Source organism: Paraburkholderia tuberum STM678, assembly GCF_902833905.1.
In the GTDB taxonomy this organism is placed as follows: domain Bacteria; phylum Pseudomonadota; class Gammaproteobacteria; order Burkholderiales; family Burkholderiaceae; genus Paraburkholderia; species Paraburkholderia tuberum.
Genome location: NZ_CADFGP010000020.1, coordinates 90017 through 107665 on the forward strand (window position 1 = coordinate 90017; position 17649 = coordinate 107665).

The following is a 17649-nucleotide window of genomic DNA, read 5'->3' on the forward strand; positions in this document are numbered from 1 at the left end:
GGCCTATCCGGACACCGCCCGGTTTCGGCGTTGGGATCGCACCGGTAATCAGGGTTGCCTGGCAAACGTCAGCCCGCGTCAGCCCGCGTCGGCGCCGCTCGCCTGCCACTGCCGCACGACCGCTTTCATCCACGCATCCGAGCCCTTCAGCAGATACGTGAGCGTGCCGTTGCGGCTGCCGGGCAGAAAGCACAGCGTGATCGAACTCACCGCGTTCTCCCATACGTACATCGGCATCGCGCCCGGCGCCGCCGCGTTGCGGGTCGCGAGACGCGGTGGCCCGTAACGATCCTCGAGCGCGTCGCGCAGATCCTCCGCGGTCAGCTCGTCGATCACGAACGACATCTCGTAGAGACGCAGCGCGCCCTGCCCGTCGATGCGCGCGAAGCGCATCACGTGTTCGAGCGCCGGCGCACCATCGACCACGGCCTGCGACACCGCCCAGCGTTCATCATCGCGATGCGCCCAGCGGCACGCGACGCTCAGGCTATCGTGCGACTTCAGCCGCATGCCGAGCGCTCCGGCCTGCACGTCCGTCTCGCAGATCGGCACGCTGCCGACCGGCGAGGAGAAAGGCGTGGAACTGAGCGTATTGTGGATCGACATGATGGACCTCGCGAAGGTGCGCATTGCGCACCGGTGTCGGTTGAACGCCGCGCGCCGTCGTCCGAGGCAGCGGGCCTCGTTCGGCGTGCGGCGCGACTTGCTGCGGAACGAATCATCGCGCCGCGCGGGTGCCGACGATGGGCGAAGCAAAGCACGCTTTCGCGCGGTTGTTACGATCCGTTCCGTGGGCTTGCGAGGGCTTTCGAGTGCTTGCCAACTGTTGTCATCGCTTGCCTGTCGTCGCGCAGAGCCGGATCAGGCAGTGCTAAAGTAAGCGCTGCACCTTCGCTGATCCGCCCCGGCGCGAGCCCGCCAGCACCGAGCGGCGCACAGTAAGCGTTGGTAAGGAAATGCCCGGTCGCGCGTCGGGCGGGCCAGTCTAGAATTTCGCCATGAATCCACAGGTCCTTATCGTCGACGACGATCCGGTCGTACGCGATCTGCTTTGCAAATTTCTGCAGTCGAACGGCTTAGATGCGTCCGTGCTGCATGACGGCACCCATTTGCAGCGTCGTCTCGAGCGTGAGCGGCCGTCGGTCGTCGTGCTCGACATCATGATGCCGAACACCGACGGCCTGCGCGCGCTCACCGCGTTGCGCGCCGCCGGCGACGACATCCCGGTGATCTTCGTGACCGCGCGCGGCACGGTGGCCGACCGCATCGTCGGCCTGTCGCTCGGCGCGGACGACTATCTGACCAAGCCGTTCGATCCGCGCGAACTGCTCGTGCGGATCCAGACCGTGTTGCGCCGGCGCGGGCCGTCCACCACGAGCGCGCCCGAAGCACGCAAGCGCTATCGCTTCGGTCCATTCGAACTGGACTTCGCCACGCGCTCGCTGAGCCGCGACGACGCCAAGCTGCCGCTGCGCGACAGCGAATTCGCGCTGCTGAAGATCTTCGTCAACAATCCGTACAAGGTGCTGTCGCGCGTGCTGATTCACGATCTCGTGCATCGCGACAACCTCGCGTTCCGCGACCGTAGCCTCGACGTACCGATCTGGCGCCTGCGCCGCGTGATCGAGGACGACCCGTCGAACCCGTGCTACGTGCAAACGGTGCGCGGCAAGGGCTACGTGTTCGTGCCCGACGCCAACGGCGCACCCTTCGAGGACGGGGCCGCCCCGAGCGCATGAGAAATCCGCTGAACACGCTGTTCGGCAGAATGGCGTTGCTGTCGGCGGCGGTGCTGTTCGCGATTCAGGCGAGCTGGTTCGTGCTGGTGACGATGCAGCCGCCGCGCCATGAAATCGACGGCTTCGCGCGCGGCATTCTGCTCGTGCTGCAGGCGATCAACGGCGAGCCGATCAAGGGCGCCGCGCTCGCGCCGGCGATGCGCGTGCATCTGGTGCCCACCTGGAACATGCCGACCAGCGTGCATCTGCGCGAGCCGCACGAGCATATGGTGGTCGAACTGAGCCGGCACCTGCGTGAGAACCTGCCGGCCGGCACGCAGATCGCCGTCGACGATCTGCGTCCGCCGCAACTGTGGGTGCTGGTCCCGGGCAAGTCGAACTGGGTCGTCGTGCCGGTCGACCTGCCGCCGCCGCCGCGCTTTCTGATCGAATCGGTGTCGATGCTGGTCGCCGGGCTGATCCTGTCGTTGTTCGCGGTGTGGCAGATGCAACGGCCGTTGTCGCGCGTGGCCGATGCGTCGCGGGCGTTCGGCTCCGGCGGCCGGCCCCGACCCGTGCCGGTGCAGGGCCCGCGCGAGCTGCGTGAGCTGATCGGCTCATTCAACGACATGATGCGGCGCCTGAACGAAGCCGGCGACGACCAGGCGGTGATGCTCGCCGGCGTCGCGCACGATCTGAAGGCGCCGCTCACGCGCCTGAAGCTGCGCGCAAGCGTGCTGGTCGACGAAAACGAGCGCGCGGGCCTGATCCGCGACGTCGATTCCCTGACCAACATCGTCCAGCAGTTCCTCGAATTCGCGGGCCAATCGGCGGACGCCGGACCGCCCGTCGAAGTCGACGAGTTCTTGCGCGAGCAGTTTTCTTCGGGCGATTACGCGGAGGCCGCTGAAACCGCCGAAGCGGCGGACCCAGCCGAAACCCCGCTGTTCGCGCTCGATCTGCGCGCCGGCTCCTCGTTCACGCTGCCGCGCACGCTGCTCGACCGGCTCGTGACGAACCTCGTCGACAACGCGCTCGAACACGGCATACCACCGGTGGAAATCTCGACCGCGTGCAACGACCGTCATTGGACGATCAGCGTGCGCGACCACGGCGCCGGCATTCCCGACGACCGCATTGCCGCGGCGATGAAGCCGTTCGTGCGGCTCGACGCCGCGCGCGGCGGCGAAGGCCATTGCGGGCTCGGTCTCGCGATCGTCGCGCGGCTCGCGCACGATCGCGGTGGACGCTGCCTCGTGCGCAATCACGCGCAGGGTGGGCTCGAAGTACGGATCGAATTGCCAGTGGACCCGGCGCTGTCGTAAGGATGTTCGCAGGCAAACGCGGCGCGGCCCGGACACTTACCTGCCCTTACCGCATCGACTGTCGCGCGGGGTGCGGCCTTATAGGCACCCCCGGCAACCTCGATGCAGCCCTTCCCGGTCCGCCCGCACCTCCGCGGCGGACTTTTTTTTGCGCTGTAAGGAAGGCCACCAACGCGCGCCAGCGAAGCTCGTCAATGCACGAGCCGATTGCGCAGCGCGTCGACCGTCGCCGTGGAAAGACCGAGGCCTTGCGTCAGGTAGCTCGCCATCGTGCCGTAGCTCGCCTGCACCTGGTCGAAGCCCGCCTGCAGATAGTTCTCGTCGACGTCGAGCAACGGCGCTCTCGCCGTCGCGATGGCCGCGCCTTCCTGCGCGCGCAGCGTGGTGGTTTGCGCGGCGATCGATGGCGCGAGATAGACGTTGCTGAGCAGGTAGTCCTGCATGATCACGTCGAGCGGAACGTTGGCGATGCTGAGCAGCAGCGCCGCGACCCAGCCCGCGCGATCCTTGCCCGCGTTCGAGTGGAATAGCTGCGCGCCCGTGCCGTCGGCGAGCGCGCCGAGCAGCGCGCCATAGGCGGCTCGCTGCGGGCCGCCCGTCACATACGCGCGCGCCTGCGCCTGCATGAACGCGACGGCGTCGACGGGAGAATCGACCGGGGGCGCGACGAAGTCGTTCGTGCCGAGCACGTTCAGCGTCGAGGATGTCGCGCCGCTCGGCAGCACGTCGGCGGTGCGTGCGATTTCGGCGGGCGTGCGCAGGTCGTAGACCGACACGATACCGAGCTTGTCGAGCGTCGCCGTGTCGGTGCCGCTCAGCGTCAGCGCGTTCGCGCGATAGAACACGCCGCGCCGCATCTGTTTGCCGTCGACGGTCAGATAGCCGGCACCCGCGCCGCCGACATCGCGGAAGTTGCTGACCGACACGAGCCGCGGCGTAGCCGCCTGATCGGCTTCGAGACTACCGCCGCAGGCGGACAGCAGCGTGCTGCCGAAACCCGCGGCCAGCATCGCACCGGCCGAGCCCCTCAGAAAGCGTCGCCGCGCCGCCGACGCTTCGCCGGGCATGCCGCGCTCCACGGGCACGATCGTGCTCGCAAGGGCGCGGAAAGGCGAACGGTTTTTCGCGGTAACGGACATCGGGGCGACAGGTGTATAGGAGGATTGCGCGGGGCAGCCGGGGCTGCAGACGCAGTTTAACGTTGACCAGGAAATTTTGCGTTACATCGTAGGGGTTAGTAAGAAAAAAGAGGGACGGTTGGCACACCGATTTCCGTTCCCTTGCGGTGCCTTATCGGCCGTTACCGCGCGCACGCCCTTTTTGACCCCAACTGGCCTCACGACGCCGCATCCCCGTAGAATACTGACACCCTCCCATCCGGCCCCCGCGGGCACAAGAAACCTGGAGACCACAACAAAACATGTCTTCTCTCCAATGGTTCACCGAGCTGACCCCGCGCGAGCGTCGCACGCTATTCGCCGGTTTCGGCGGATACGCGGTCGACGCGTTCGACTTCATGATCTACTCGTTCCTCATCCCGACGCTGATCGCGACGTGGGGCATGAGCAAAAGCGAAGCAGGCATGATCGCCACCAGCTCGCTGATTTCGTCGGCGATCGGCGGCTGGCTCGCCGGCATTCTTGCCGATCGCCACGGCCGCATCCGTGTATTGCAATGGACGATCGCCACCTTCGCGATCTTCACGTTCCTGTCTGGCTTCACGCAGTCGTTCTGGCAGTTGCTCGCCACGCGTACGCTGCAGGGCATCGGCTTCGGCGGTGAGTGGTCGGTCGTGACGATCATGATGGCCGAGACGATCCGCTCGCCACAGCATCGCGCAAAGGCGGTCGGCACCGTGCAGAGCAGCTGGTCGTTCGGCTGGGCGGCCGCGGCGATCGTCTACTGGGCGGCTTTCGCGCTGCTCCCCGAGCAGTACGCGTGGCGCGCGTGCTTCTGGGTTGGCCTGCTGCCCGCCGCGTGGATCATCTATATCCGCCGCAATGTCAGCGACCCCGACATCTTTCTCGCGACGCGTCGCGCGCGCGAAAGCGGCATCAACACGTCGCACTTCATGCAGATCTTCTCAGCCGCGCATCTGAAGACAACTGTGCTCGGCAGCGCGCTGTGCACCGGCATGCTCGGCGGCTACTACGCGATCACGACGTGGCTGCCCACCTATCTGAAGACGGAGCGCCATCTGTCGGTGTTCAATACGAGCGGCTATCTGATCGTGCTGATCGTCGGTTCGTTCGCCGGCTATATCGTCGGCGCGATTCTGTGCGACAGGATCGGCCGGCGCGCGTCGTTCGTGCTGTTCGCGCTCGGCTCGTTCGTGCTCGGCATGGTCTACACGATGCTGCCGATCACCGACGCGATGATGCTCGCGCTCGGCTTCCCGCTCGGCATCGTCGTGCAGGGGATTTTCGCGGGCATCGGCGCGTATCTGTCGGAGCTGTATCCGAACGAAATCCGCGGCTCGGGGCAAGGCTTCTGCTACAACCTCGGGCGCGGGCTCGGCTCGTTCTTTCCGATACTCGTCGGCACCTTCGCGCAGACAATGACGCTCGTGAAGGCGATGGGCATCGTCGCGGGCGCGGGGTATCTGCTCGTGATCGTCGCCGCGTTGTGCCTGCCGGAAACGAAGGGCAAGGTGCTAGGGGCGGCCGGGTCCGCCGCTTGAGATCGTCTGACACCGCAGTTCCCAATCATGAAAACGATCGTACTCGGCGGCGGCGTCATCGGCGTCGCCACTGCTTTTTATCTGTGCCAGCAAGGCTGCGACGTGACGGTGATCGAGCGCGAACCCGACGTCGCCCTGGCCACGAGTTTCGGCAACGCCGGCGTGATCGCGCCGGGCTACGTGACGCCATGGGCCGCGCCCGGCATGCCGGCGAAAATCCTCAAGTACCTGTTCAAGCCGGCCTCGCCGCTGATCTTCCGGCCGACGCTCGATCCGGCCCAATGGCGCTGGATCGCGCGCTGGCTGCGCGAGTGCGACCTCGACCGCTTTCGCGTGAACAAGCAGCGTATGCAGCGCATCGCGTACTACAGCCGCGCTTGCCTGCACGAATTCCGCGGCCGCCATCCGTTCGACTACGGCCGCAGCCAGGGCTATCTGCAACTGTTTCGCAGCGAGTACGACGTCGAACTCGCGCAGCCGGCGCTCGCGGTGCTGCGCGATGCGGGCATCGTGCATCGGGAAGTCAGCGCCGCGCAGTGCGCGGAGATCGAGCCCGGTCTGCGCTGGGCGCGTCAGGCGCCGTTCTCGGGCCTCTATCTGCCCGACGACGAAGCCGGCGACTGCGCGCGCTTCACCCGCGAACTGCGCGCGATCTGTGAACGCAATGGCGTGAGCTTTCGCTTCGACACGCGCGTCACGTCGCTCGATGTCGAGGGAGCGACGGTGCGCGGCGTGCGTATTCAAAGCGAGCAGGGCGCGCAGACGCTGCCGGCCGACGCGGTGGTCGTCGCGCTCGGCGTCGATAGCGCGGCGCTGCTCGCGCCGCTCGGCGTGAAGGTGCCGCTCTATCCGGTGAAGGGCTATTCGGCCACGCTGCCTGTGACCGACGAGGAAAAAGCGCCACGGGCGGCACTGATGGACGAATCGCTGAAGACGGCGATCACGCGCTTCGGCAACAACCTGCGCATCGCGGGTACGGCGGAGCTCGGCAATCGCCAGACGACGTTGCGCGAGCAGGCGCTGCAAACGCTGCTCACGGTGCTGCGCGACTGGTTTCCGCACGCGGCCAATCCGACTTCCGCGCACTTCTGGGTCGGCCGCCGGCCGATGACGCCCGATGGCGCGCCGCTGCTCGGCCCGTGCAACATCGACAACTTATGGCTGAACCTCGGGCACGGCTCGACGGGCTGGGCGATGTCGATGGGCTCGGCGCGCGTGGTCGCGGATCTGATCGCGCAGCGCAAACCGGAGATCGATCTCGACGGTCTGACGCTCGCGCGCTATCGCCAATGAGGCGGACATAACGCACCGCGACGAGATAAAAGAAAACCGGGCTCCCCCTTTCAGGCGAGCCCGGTTTCTTTTTTACTGCATTGCTTTCCCGCTACAGGTGCCCTTTAAGGGACGCCTTGTCGTCTCCACGTCTTCCTGCAAATCGTGGCCGGCGCGCGCGGCATGGAACGCCAGGCACGCACACCGGCTGAAGACGCTTAACGCGGCAGTTCCGAATGCCCCATCAGGAACGCATCGACCGAACGTGCGCACTGACGGCCTTCGCGAATCGCCCACACCACGAGCGACTGGCCACGGCGCATGTCGCCTGCCGTGAACACCTTGTTCACCGACGTGTAGTACGCCTTGTCGCCCTCGGTCGTGGCGCGCACGTTGCCGCGCGCATCCTTGTCGACGCCGAACGCTTCGAGCACCGGCGACACCGGCTGCGTGAAGCCCATCGCGAGCAGCACGAGGTCGGCCTTCATTTCGAATTCGGAGTTCGGCACTTCGACCATCTTGCCGTCCTTCCATTCGACGCGCGCGGCGATCAGCTTCTCGACCTTGCCGTTCTTGCCTTCGAGACGCTTGGTCGCGACCGCCCAGTCGCGCTCGCAGCCTTCCTCATGCGACGACGACGTGCGCAGCTTGATCGGCCAGTACGGCCATACGAGCGGCTTGTTCTCTTCTTCCGGCGGCTGCGGCAGCAGTTCGAATTGCGTGACGCTCTTCGCGCCGTGACGGTTCGACGTGCCCACGCAGTCGGAACCGGTATCGCCGCCGCCGATCACGACGACGTGCTTGCCCTTCGCGACGAGCTGGTTCGGCACTTTGTCGCCGGCGTTGACCTTGTTCTGCTGCGGCAGGAATTCCATCGCGTAGTACACGCCTTCGAGTTCCCGGCCCGGCACCGGCAGATCGCGCGGCATTTCGGAACCACCGGCGATCACGACCGCGTCGAACTGTTCGTTCAGCTCGGCCGGCGTGATGGTTTCCTTCGCCGTGTTGCCGATGTGCGCCGGCAGCGAGTCCGGCTTGCCGATGAACACGTTGGTGCGGAACGTCACGCCTTCGCCTTCCATCTGGCGCATGCGGCGGTCGATCTGCCACTTCTCCAGTTTGAAGTCGGGGATGCCATAACGCAGCAGGCCGCCGATCCGGTCGTTCTTCTCGAACACGGTCACGTCATGACCGGCGCGCGCGAGCTGCTGCGCGGCCGCGAGACCCGCGGGGCCCGAGCCGACCACGGCGACCTTCTTGCCGGTCTTGTGCTTCGGCGTTTGCGGCGCGACCCAGCCTTCGGTCCAGGCTTTGTCGATGATCGCGTGCTCGATCGACTTGATGCCGACCGGGTCGTCGTTGATGCCGAGCGTGCACGCCGCTTCGCACGGTGCCGGGCAGATGCGGCCCGTGAACTCGGGGAAGTTGTTGGTCGAATGCAGCACTTCGATCGCGTTCTTCCAGTCCTGACGGAACACCAGGTCGTTGAAGTCCGGGATGATGTTGTTGACCGGGCAGCCGCTGTTGCAGAACGGAATGCCGCAGTCCATGCAACGCGCGCCTTGAATCTTCGCTTCGTCGTCGGTCAGTGCCGCGACGAATTCCTTGTAGTGCTTCACACGCGTGAGCGGAGCCTCGTACGTCTCGTGGCGACGTTCGAACTCGAGAAAACCGGTTGCCTTGCCCATGTGGTTCTCTTCTCTATCTGTATCTAGGGGGTAATCTGGACCCGCCACGCGTCGATTGGTCGGAACGCGGCGGGTACGTCTAAAGTTGACTTCCGTGAAGGCAGCTCAGGCGGCGAGCACTTCGCTGTTCGCCTTCTTCGCGGCGAGTTCGCCGAGCGCGCGCTTGTATTCGGTCGGGAACACCTTCACGAACTGACGGCGTGCCGCGTCCCAGTTTTCGAGCAGCGCCTTCGCGCGCGGCGAGCCCGTGAACTGGAAGTGACGCTCGATGAGCCCCTTGAGCAGCGCTTCGTCGGTCGTGCCGCGATGCCACACGCCCTGATCGACCGTGCGCTCCTGTTCGGCCTGTTGCAGCACCGGTTCGAGCGCGACCATCGACTTGTTGCACTTGCTCGCGAACATGCCGTCCGGATCGAACACGTACGCGATGCCGCCCGACATACCGGCCGCGAAGTTACGGCCCGTCTCGCCGAGCACGACGACCGTGCCGCCCGTCATGTATTCGCAACCGTGGTCGCCCGTGCCTTCGACGACCGCCGTCGCGCCCGAGTTACGCACGCAGAAACGCTCGCCGGCCACGCCGCGGAAGAAGGCTTCGCCTTCGATCGCGCCGTACATCACCGTGTTGCCGCAGATGATGTTCTCTTCCGACTTGCCGCGGAAATCGTTGGTCGGACGGATGATGATGCGGCCGCCCGACAGGCCCTTGCCCACGTAGTCGTTGCCGTCGCCGACCAGATCCAGCGTGATGCCCTTCGCGAGGAACGCGCCGAAGCTCTGACCCGCGGTGCCCTTCAACTGGATGTGGATCGCGTCGTCCGCGAGTCCTTCGTGGCCGTACTTCTTCGCGATCGTGCCCGACAGCATCGCGCCGACCGTGCGGTTCACGTTGCGCACCGGCTGGATGAACGACACGTGCTCGCCTTTCTCGATCGCGGCCTTCGCCTTCTCGATCAGCGTGTGGTCGAGCGCGCGGTCGAGGCCGTGATCCTGCACGTCGACGTGCTTGCGCGCGACTTCAGCCGGCACTTGCGGCTGGTAGAACACACGCGAGAAGTCGAGGCCCTTCGCCTTCCAGTGCTCGATACCCTTCTTCGTGTCGAGCAGTTCCGCGCGACCGATCAGGTCGTCGAACTTGCGGATACCGAGTTGCGCCATGATTTCGCGCGCCTCTTCCGCAATGAAGAAGAAGAAGTTCACGACGTGTTCCGGCTGGCCCTGGAACTTCGCGCGCAGCACCGGATCTTGCGTCGCGACGCCGACCGGGCACGTGTTCAGATGGCACTTGCGCATCATGATGCAGCCTTCGACGACGAGCGGCGCCGTCGCGAAGCCGAACTCGTCAGCGCCGAGCAGCGCGCCGATCACGACGTCGCGGCCGGTCTTCATCTGACCGTCAGCCTGCACGCGGATACGGCCGCGCAGCCGGTTCAGCACCAGCGTCTGCTGCGTTTCGGCGAGACCCAGTTCCCACGGCGTGCCCGCATGCTTGATCGACGACAGCGGCGATGCACCCGTGCCGCCGTCATGACCGGCGATCACGACGTGGTCGGCCTTCGCCTTCGCGACACCCGCGGCAACCGTACCGACGCCCGACTCCGACACGAGCTTCACCGAGATGCTCGACGACGCGTTCGCGTTCTTCAGATCGTGAATCAGCTGCGCCAGATCTTCGATCGAGTAGATGTCGTGGTGCGGCGGCGGCGAAATCAGGCCGACGCCCGGCACCGAGTACCGCAGCTTGCCGATGTAGTCCGACACCTTGTGACCCGGCAGCTGACCGCCTTCGCCTGGCTTCGCGCCCTGCGCCATCTTGATCTGGATCTGGTCGGCCGACGCGAGGTACTCCGCCGTCACGCCGAAGCGGCCCGACGCGACCTGCTTGATGCGCGAGCGCAGCGAATCGCCTTCCTTCAACGGAATGTCGACGACCACTTCGTCGCCGATCACGGACTTCATCGTGTCGCCGTTCTTGATCGGAATGCCGCGCAGTTCGTTGCGATAACGGTTCGCGTCTTCACCGCCTTCACCGGTGTTCGATTTGCCGCCGATGCGGTTCATCGCGACGGCGAGCGTGGCGTGCGCTTCGGTGCTGATCGAGCCCATCGACATTGCGCCGGTCGCGAAACGCTTGACGATTTCCTTCGCCGGTTCGACTTCGTCGAGCGGGATCGCCTTGGTCGGATCGAACTTGAACTCGAACAGGCCGCGGAAAGTCATGTGGCGCTTGGTCTGATCGTTGATCAGATGCGCGTATTCCTTGTACGTCTGGTACGAGTTGCTGCGCGCCGAGTGCTGCAGCTTGGCGATCGCATCCGGCGTCCACATGTGTTCTTCGCCGCGCACGCGGTACGCGTACTCGCCGCCCGCGTCGAGCATGTTCGCGAGGACCGGGTTGTCGCCGAATGCTTCGCGATGCAAACGGATCGCTTCTTCCGCGACGTCGAACAGACCAATGCCGCCGACTTTCGACGACGTGCCGTGGAAGTACTTCGACACCAGATCCGCGGCGAGACCGACCGCTTCGAAAATCTGCGCGCCGGTGTACGACATGTAGGTCGAAATACCCATCTTCGACATGACCTTCTGCAGGCCCTTGCCGACTGCCTTCGTGAAGTTGTAGACCGCCTTCTCCGCCGACAGGTCGCCCTTCAGGCCGGCCGCGAGCTGGCTCAGCGTTTCCATCGCGAGGTACGGGTGCACGGCTTCCGCGCCATAGCCCGCGAGCAGCGCGAAGTGGTGCGTTTCACGCGCCGAACCGGTTTCGACGACGAGACCCGTGCTCGTGCGCAGACCCTGCTGCACGAGGTGCGTGTGGATCGCGGCCGTAGCGAGCAGCGCCGGAATCGCGACGTTGTCGCGGTCGGTCTTGCGGTCCGACACGATCAGCATGTTGTAGCCGGACTTGACCGCATCGACGGCTTCCGCGCACAGCGACGCAAGGCGTGCCTCGATGCCTTCCTTGCCCCAGGCGACCGGATAGCAGATGTTCAGTTCGTACGAGCTGAACTTGCCGCCCGTGTACTGATCGATCGCGCGGATCTTCGCGATGTCCTTGAAGTCGAGCACCGGCTGCGACACTTCGAGACGCATCGGCGGGTTGATATTGTTCGTGTCGAGCAGGTTCGGCTTCGGGCCGATGAACGACACAAGCGACATCACCATGTTTTCACGGATCGGGTCGATCGGCGGGTTCGTGACCTGCGCGAACAGCTGCTTGAAGTAGTGATAGAGCGTCTTGTTCTTGTTGGACATGACCGCGAGCGGCGAGTCGTTGCCCATCGAGCCGACGGCTTCCTCGCCCGCTTGCGCCATCGGCGCCATCAGGAACTTCAGGTCTTCCTGGGTGTAGCCGAACGCCTGCTGGCGATCCAGCAGCGCAGCAGCTTCGCGGCGTTCCGTCACGACGTCTTCGGCCTTCGCCTCGATCTCGTCGAGCTTGATGCGCACGGCGTCGATCCAGCTCTTGTACGGCTTGGCGTTCGCGAGGTTGTCCTTCAGTTCCTTGTCGTCGATGATGCGGCCGTGCTCCATGTCGATCAGGAACATCTTGCCCGGCTGCAGACGCCACTTCTTGACGATTTTCGACTCGGAAATAGGCAACGTGCCGGCTTCCGACGCCATGATGACGAGGTCGTCGTCGGTGACGATGTAGCGCGCCGGGCGCAGACCGTTACGGTCGAGCGTCGCGCCGATCTGGCGGCCGTCGGTGAACGCGATGGCGGCGGGGCCGTCCCACGGCTCCATCATGGCGGCGTGGTATTCGTAGAACGCGCGGCGATTTTCGTCCATCAGCGTGTGCTGTTCCCAGGCTTCCGGAATCATCATCATCATCGCGTGGACGAGCGGGTAGCCGGCCATCACCAGCAGTTCGAGACAGTTGTCGAACGATGCCGTATCCGATTGGCCCGGATAGATCAGCGGCCACAGCTTCGGCAGATCGTCGCCGAGTACGTGCGAGGCGATCGCGCCGGTACGCGCGTTCAGCCAGTTGACGTTGCCCTTCACCGTGTTGATTTCGCCGTTGTGGGCGATCATGCGGTACGGGTGAGCCAGTTCCCACGCCGGGAACGTGTTGGTCGAGAAGCGCTGGTGCACGAGTGCGAGCGCCGAGATGGTGCGGTCGTCCTGCAGGTCGCGGTAGTACACGCCGACCTGGCCCGCCAGCAGCAGACCCTTGTAGACGACCGTGCGCGCCGACATCGACGGCACGAAGTATTCCTTGCCGTGCTTGAGCTTCAGCGCCTGGATGCGATGGCTCGCGGTCTTGCGGATGATGTACAGCTTCCGCTCGAGCGCGTCGGTCACCATGATGTCCTTGCCGCGGCCGATAAAGATCTGGCGGATCAGCGGCTCGCTCGCCTTCACGGTCGGCGAGATCGGCATGGCGTGGTCGACCGGCACGTCGCGCCAGCCGAGCACGACCTGACCCTCGGCCTTCACCGTGCGCTCGAGCTCCTGTTCGCAGGCGATGCGCGACGCGTGCTCCTTCGGCAGGAAAATCATGCCGACGCCGTATTCGCCAGCCGGCGGCAGCGTCACGCCCTGCCGGGCCATCTCTTCGCGATAGAAGCCGTCCGGAATCTGGATCAGGATGCCCGCGCCGTCGCCCATCAGCGGATCGGCGCCGACGGCGCCCCGGTGATCGAGGTTCTCGAGAATCTTCAGGCCCTGCTGGATGATTTCGTGACTCTTGTGGCCCTTGATATGGGCGACGAAGCCGACGCCGCAGGCATCATGCTCGTTTTGCGGGTCGTACAGACCTTGGGCGGCGGGAACCGGGTGAATCGGTTGCTGGTGGTCGTTCATGGGGACACCGTCTGTGAGGAGGCCGGACAGGCCGTTAAACCATTGTGTTTTTGCCGCAGTGCGCTTCGCGATTACGACGGCGCTCTTCTCGCAGCAAGACTGCGCGGGACGAAAAGCGTCGGAAATCGGAATATACGCGACGAATCAAGGAAATAGCAAATAAAACCTAATGATAGGACCCCGATTATCAAATTGGTGCAGTGCGGTTATTTTTTATTGGTGCCACATCAATTTGGGGCAAAAGAAAACGGCATCCGACGTGCCGTCTTCATGCAGTCCCTTGATGCAAAACACTTTAATCGGATTTAAAGCGGCTCTATCGGCGCCGCCGGGTATCGCCCTGCCGTCGCCTCACTGCGTATGCGGCGTCTCGCGCACCTTGCGTGGCCGGCCACGCGGTAGGGGTGACACACGTCGGTTGGCGGCGCGCGCCGCCCATTCGCGGTACGTGTCGCTGCCGAGCACCCAGCCCTTCAACGTGGCTTGCTGGAGCTGACTTGCCTCGCGCTCGTCGAGCGGCTGCTCGCACAGTTCGCGATAAGCACGCTGTCGCTCGAACGGCGTATTGCCGAGCGACCAGTAAAGGGGGTGATCCGTGATCAGACTGTCGAGGGTGAGGCCGATGTGATGACGGTAGCTCGACCAGCGATAATCCTCGGCCGCGTTGACCAGCTGCAAGCGCACCGGACACATTTCCACGACCCGGCTCGCAAGCAGGAAGTAGCGCTCACCCTCGATCACGGTGGCCCGGTAACGGCCTTCCCACAAGGTGCCGCGACGCGCATAGCGCCGGTTGAAGTGCGCGACATAGCGCCGCCCGACGGCCTGCATCGCCTTGGGCAGGCTCGACTCCTCAGTGGGCGTGACGAGCAGTTGCACGGCGCCCGGCATCAAGGCGTAAGCGTGGATCGAAAGGTGATGGTCCCGGGAGGCCGCCTTCAGACAGTCGATGAAAAGCTCGTAGTCCTGGTCGTCGACGAAGGCGGGCTGCTGGTCGAGCCCGCGGAGGATGACGTGCTGCGGCTGGTCGGGGACATAAAGACGTGCAAGCCGTGCCATGCTGGAGTGTCCAATAGTCGCGTTGGTATATACCCGAAGGTCCGAAGAGCCGCATGGGCGCAAGGTTCGGCGCCATGCGGCCAAGCCAGAAACCACGCGGTGCTTAGGGAGAAAACTCTAACCGCCGCGTATGGTTTGTTTCAAACGTTGTAGTCATAATGAGCGGGCCTTTTTTGGAGGAGCACATATGAAATTAAAACAGGCCGTAACGGGGATGGCAGTGCTAGCCTGCATGAGCACGGCAGCGCACGCACAATCGGCCGGCACCATTTACTTCTCGACGGGCTGGTTCCATCTTGCGCCCCAATCGAGCAGCGACCCACTGACCGTGACCAGCATTGGCGGTAGCCCAACCAACATCACCGAACCCAACACCGGCGCCTCGCTGAGTTCGGCCGATACCATCGGTTTCACCGCCGGCTACTTCGTCACCGACCATATCGCAACCGAATTCGTCATTGGCGTCCCCCCTACTTTCGATCTGTACGGCACGGGCAGCTTCGCGCAGTTCGGCAAGCTCGGGCAGGCCAAACAGTGGAGCCCGACGCTGCTGTTCAAGTACTACTTCAACGCGCCGACTGCTTCGTTCCGCCCGTATCTCGGTCTCGGTGTGAGCCGCATCTGGTTCACCGACGCACACATTTCCAACAGCGCATTCGTAGCCAACGTTCTGCATGGTCCGACCAGTGTGTCGACGGATAGTTCGTGGGAACCTGTGTTTAATGCGGGCTTCACGTACGCCTTCAATCAGCATTGGTTCGCCGGCGTGTCGATCTCGTACCTGCCGCTCAGCACGACCGCAAAGCTCAGTTCGGCATCGGCCACGCCGGTCGGCACGCTGACCGTGCAATCGCAAACCAAGATCAAGCTGAACCCGATCGTCACTTACGTCAACGTCGGTTACCGTTTCTAACGCTTCGCTAGAGCGGGTAGCTTGAATTAGGGTAGTCGAATTTTCGCGACCTGGGGAACGCCGTCATCGAACCGATCACGGCGTTTGCATTTGGCGTCTCTGTTGCATCGGCATGGCAGCGTCATCCGGCATCAGCGTTTGTAAATTTGACGCGAATTCGGCGCGTCCATGTGCAAAATCCGGCGACGATACGGGCACGCCCCATCCTGTCGCGAGCCGCACGCGTGCAGCGGTGCCGGCAATGCAGCGCTTGGCATCGAAGTTGCGTTTAGATGGCGTTTCCTATGCGACGACGTGATACTGCGTCTGCGCATTGCGTGTCCGCGCGACGATGCGCGGGGCCTTTCAACTCATCGACGGAGCGACCATGACAGCACTTCCAAATACGCGAGACGCCCTCGGCGAATCCTGGACCAGCGCGAGTCGCCGCGCGCGGCGCATCGCTCGCCACAGCCGCCACGCGGCCGAAGACATCGCGGTCGAGTTGCGCACCCTGCTGTCGGAACTCGAATCGACCTTGGCCGACGGCACGCAGGCCGACGCCGTGGCCCTGCGCGGCAGGCTGCGCAAACAGTTGGACGCCGCGCGCGAGCGGCTGAACGACACGCGCGACGCGATGCGCGATCGTGCGGGCGTCGCGATCTCGGACGCCGATCACTACGTGCATGAAAATCCGTGGCAGACGATTGCGATCGTCGGCGGGCTTGCGCTGGTGCTGGGGGCGCTGTTCGCGTCCCGTTCGCGATGACGCTGGCTTGCCCGGTTTGACGGTGCTGGCAAGGGGGCGCGACGGCCGCTCGATGCGAAGGCTGAACGTTACACCGCTTGCCGCGCCCAGCCGCTAGCGCCTAGTTGTCGTCGATCACGAACAGCCGCCGATACTCCTTCAGCGCGTAACGATCGGTCATCCCGGCGATGTAATGCGCGATCAAACGCGGCTGCCGCGTCGCATCGGCCGACTGATAGTCCGGCGGCAGCAGCCGCGGGTCGTCGGTGAACGCGTCGAACAGGCCGACCACGACGCGGCGTGCCTTATTGGCCATGCGCATCACGCGATAGTGACGGTACATGTTTCTGAACAGGAAGCGCTTGAGCGCCGCGGCCTGCGCGGCGATCGCATCACTGTGCGCGACGAGCGGTGGCGCCGCGCGTACGTCGTCGAGTGACGCCGGCGCGTAGCGCGCGAGATTGGCCCGCGTCGTTTCGATCAGATCGACGATCAGCGTATTGATCACGCGCCGCACCGTCTCGTGAATCAGCCGACGCCCCTCGATCTGCGGATAGTCGCCGCGCGCCGCCTCGCAGTGCGTCTGCCAGAGTTCCACTTCGGCGAGCTGCTCGAGCGACAGCAGACCGGAGCGCAGACCGTCGTCGACGTCGTGATTGTTGTACGCGATTTCGTCGGCGACGTTGGCGATCTGCGCTTCGAGCGACGGTTGCCGCCCTTCGAGAAAGCGCTCGCCCAATGTGCCGAGCCGGCGCGCGTTGTCGCGTGAGCAGTGCTTGAGAATGCCCTCGCGCGTCTCGAAGCACAGGTTCAACCCATTGAACGCTCCGTAGTGCTCTTCAAGTTCGTCGACGACCGTGAGGCTCTGCAGGTTGTGCTCGAAGCCGCCATGCTCGCGCATGCATTCGTTCAACGCATCCTGGCCGGCATGGCCGAACGGCGTATGGCCGAGATCGTGCGCCAGCGAAATCGCTTCGACGAGATCTTCATTGACGCGCAGATTGCGCGCAACCGAGCGCGCGATCTGCGCAACTTCAAGGCTATGGGTGAGGCGCGTGCGAAACAGGTCGCCCTCGTGGTTGACGAATACCTGAGTCTTGTATTCGAGCCGCCGGAATGCGGTCGAGTGGACGATGCGGTCGCGGTCGCGCTGAAACTCGGTACGCGCGCTCGGCGCGGTTTCCGCATAGCGACGCCCACGCGACTGGCTCGAATGCGCCGCGTACGGCGCGAGATGCGCTTCGAGCGCCTGCTGGGTCGGCGCGGGGACGGCGGGTGTGGCAACCGCGGCAGCGGCATCCGCGGTGCTGGCCGTGGCGGCGATGACGCCGTTCCCGGCGCCTGCGCGCGCGCTCGTCGTGTCATGCTGGATATCGTCGCTGCGCCTGTCAGTCACCGGGTCCTCCGAAACATGGGCGGCGCCTCGTGACGCGGGTGCGTGAAGCGTGGCTGCAGGGC

General features: G+C 64.6%; 11 protein-coding genes and 1 pseudogene. 6 read left to right on the forward strand and 6 right to left on the reverse strand.

What is annotated here, in order from left to right:
• Positions 1-78: 78 nt before the first annotated feature.
• Positions 79-564: pseudogene (locus HWY30_RS19115) on the reverse strand (hypothetical protein); the annotation flags it as partial.
• A 434-nt stretch (positions 565-998) separates the two neighbouring features.
• On the opposite strand from HWY30_RS19115, the gene HWY30_RS19120 reads away from it, so the two are divergent.
• Complete coding sequence (locus HWY30_RS19120) at positions 999-1739, forward strand: response regulator (RefSeq protein ID WP_090802117.1); 741 nt, start codon at positions 999-1001, stop codon at positions 1737-1739.
• Positions 1736-3043 carry an ATP-binding protein gene (locus tag HWY30_RS19125; RefSeq protein ID WP_090802119.1) on the forward strand — a complete coding sequence of 436 codons (1308 nt, stop codon included), beginning with the start codon at positions 1736-1738 and terminating at the stop codon, positions 3041-3043. The genes HWY30_RS19120 and HWY30_RS19125 overlap by 4 nt, the downstream gene beginning before the upstream one ends.
• A gap of 191 nt (positions 3044-3234) precedes the next feature.
• On the opposite strand, the gene HWY30_RS19130 is transcribed toward HWY30_RS19125, so the two are convergent.
• A complete protein-coding gene (locus HWY30_RS19130) occupies positions 3235-4110 on the reverse strand; it encodes a tyrosine-protein phosphatase (RefSeq protein ID WP_090805497.1) in 876 nt (291 codons plus the stop codon).
• A gap of 353 nt (positions 4111-4463) precedes the next feature.
• Here HWY30_RS19130 and HWY30_RS19135 point away from each other — a divergent pair, with 353 nt between their 5' ends.
• Both HWY30_RS19135 and HWY30_RS19140 read left to right on the forward strand, forming a co-directional pair.
• Positions 4464-5723, forward strand: coding sequence for an MFS transporter (locus HWY30_RS19135; protein WP_090802120.1), 1260 nt, complete (start codon positions 4464-4466; stop codon positions 5721-5723).
• 27 nt (positions 5724-5750) lie between these two features.
• Complete coding sequence (locus tag HWY30_RS19140) at positions 5751-7016, forward strand: D-amino acid dehydrogenase (RefSeq protein WP_090802121.1); 1266 nt, start codon at positions 5751-5753, stop codon at positions 7014-7016.
• A 197-nt stretch (positions 7017-7213) separates the two neighbouring features.
• Here HWY30_RS19140 and HWY30_RS19145 read toward each other — a convergent pair whose 3' ends face one another.
• The 3 genes from HWY30_RS19145 to HWY30_RS19155 all read right to left on the reverse strand — a co-directional run bounded on the left by HWY30_RS19145 (position 7214) and on the right by HWY30_RS19155 (position 14551).
• Entirely contained in the window at positions 7214-8683 is a 1470-nt protein-coding gene (locus HWY30_RS19145) for a glutamate synthase subunit beta (RefSeq protein WP_090802122.1), read from the reverse strand.
• 105 nt (positions 8684-8788) lie between these two features.
• Positions 8789-13492 carry a glutamate synthase-related protein gene (locus HWY30_RS19150; RefSeq protein WP_090802123.1) on the reverse strand — a complete coding sequence of 1568 codons (4704 nt, stop codon included), beginning with the start codon at positions 13490-13492 and terminating at the stop codon, positions 8789-8791.
• Positions 13493-13843: 351 nt separating this feature from the next.
• Positions 13844-14551: a transposase gene (locus HWY30_RS19155; RefSeq protein WP_013090727.1), complete on the reverse strand. Its 708-nt coding sequence runs from the start codon at positions 14549-14551 to the stop codon at positions 13844-13846.
• A gap of 187 nt (positions 14552-14738) precedes the next feature.
• Between HWY30_RS19155 and HWY30_RS19160 the strand changes: the two genes are divergently transcribed.
• Positions 14739-15464 carry an OmpW/AlkL family protein gene (locus HWY30_RS19160; RefSeq protein ID WP_090802125.1) on the forward strand — a complete coding sequence of 242 codons (726 nt, stop codon included), beginning with the start codon at positions 14739-14741 and terminating at the stop codon, positions 15462-15464.
• 367 nt (positions 15465-15831) lie between these two features.
• Complete coding sequence (locus HWY30_RS19165; RefSeq protein WP_090802126.1) at positions 15832-16212, forward strand: ElaB/YgaM/YqjD family protein; 381 nt, start codon at positions 15832-15834, stop codon at positions 16210-16212.
• Positions 16213-16312: 100 nt separating this feature from the next.
• Here HWY30_RS19165 and HWY30_RS19170 read toward each other — a convergent pair whose 3' ends face one another.
• The gene (locus HWY30_RS19170; protein ID WP_244144944.1) at positions 16313-17515 is read right to left on the reverse strand and encodes a deoxyguanosinetriphosphate triphosphohydrolase; all 1203 of its coding nucleotides are present in this window, start codon (positions 17513-17515) and stop codon (positions 16313-16315) included.
• Between the last annotated feature and the right edge of the window lie 134 nt (positions 17516-17649).